2 protein-coding genes are annotated in these 1,032 nt (G+C 37.3%); both read right to left on the reverse strand.

The features are described from left to right. The coding region (locus tag T344_RS28855; RefSeq protein WP_034862444.1) for a condensation domain-containing protein at window positions 1-818 on the reverse strand (818 nt) is incomplete at its 3' end. Further along, window positions 784-1,032 (reverse strand): hypothetical protein (locus T344_RS28860; RefSeq protein ID WP_034862447.1); only part of this gene is annotated, 249 nt, incomplete at its 5' end. The genes T344_RS28860 and T344_RS28855, both read right to left, overlap by 35 nt.

The following is a 1,032-nucleotide window of genomic DNA, read 5'->3' on the forward strand; positions in this document are numbered from 1 at the left end:
TCTCTGCTGTTGTTGTACCTTTGAAGGACTATGCCCCATATAGCCTGAAATACAGTGTTTACCGTGACCATGCTTTGTTCTGCTATTTCCTCCAGTTTAGCTGTTAGTTTCTTATCCAATTTAAATTCGGTTATTTCATGCTGATACCTACTGTTATTCACCTTGTCTTTATATGTGGGTAACAGCGTTTCGGCTTCGCATCCCTTAATATACTCTTTCCAATATAAAAGCGCTTTTTCTTTATCCTGTTTTTCCAACCATCCAATATAATCACTATAAGGATATAGTGTTTGAGTATCCGGTTTTATTCCGTTTCTTAAAGCCCGATAAGCAGTAAAGACTTCTCTTGCAATAATCGCTGTGCTCCAACCATCTATTAATATATGATGAAAATCCAATATAATTAAGAAGGCTTCCTGATCCCTCTGTATAACTGCAGCTCTAACAAGGATATCCGTCGACAGGTTAAACCTCCTATTCGAATCTTCTTCTATGAATCTCTGTATGTATGGATCTTTTTCATCTTCCGGCAAATTGGAAATATCCTTGAAATTTACTCTAAAGGCCCTTTCTTTCAAAACTACCTGCTGTGGTTTTTTTACTGTTTCAAAAACAAAGTTTGTCCTTAGTATGTCATATCTTTCTATAATGCTATTTATAGAATCTTCCAGAATTTCAACATCCAGATTGCCTTTAATCCGGAGCACCATCTGGATTAAATAGGCCTTGGTGGTATTGTCCATCAAGCTGTGAAATAAAATCCCTTCCTGTAAAGGAGACGGATTATATATGCCTTGCACTACAGTTTTTATACTCATCGTCTTCCTCCGTATATTCCTGAATTATATTATCGTAGAAGCTTAGTATGTTACTTACTTCCTCAATAGAGAGTTCTTTATTCCCCACATCGTATGGTGTCACTTCGGGGGTTTCTTTGCCTGTGCAGTGCTCAATAATTTCACACAGGTTTTTTCTGTACATTTCAGCCAGGCTCCGTATAGTCTCTTCATAGTACTGCTTCCTGTTATAGCT

The sequence above is a fragment of the Ruminiclostridium cellobioparum DSM 1351 = ATCC 15832 genome, from assembly GCF_000621505.1.
Taxonomy (GTDB): Bacteria; Bacillota; Clostridia; order Acetivibrionales; family DSM-1351; genus Ruminiclostridium; species Ruminiclostridium cellobioparum.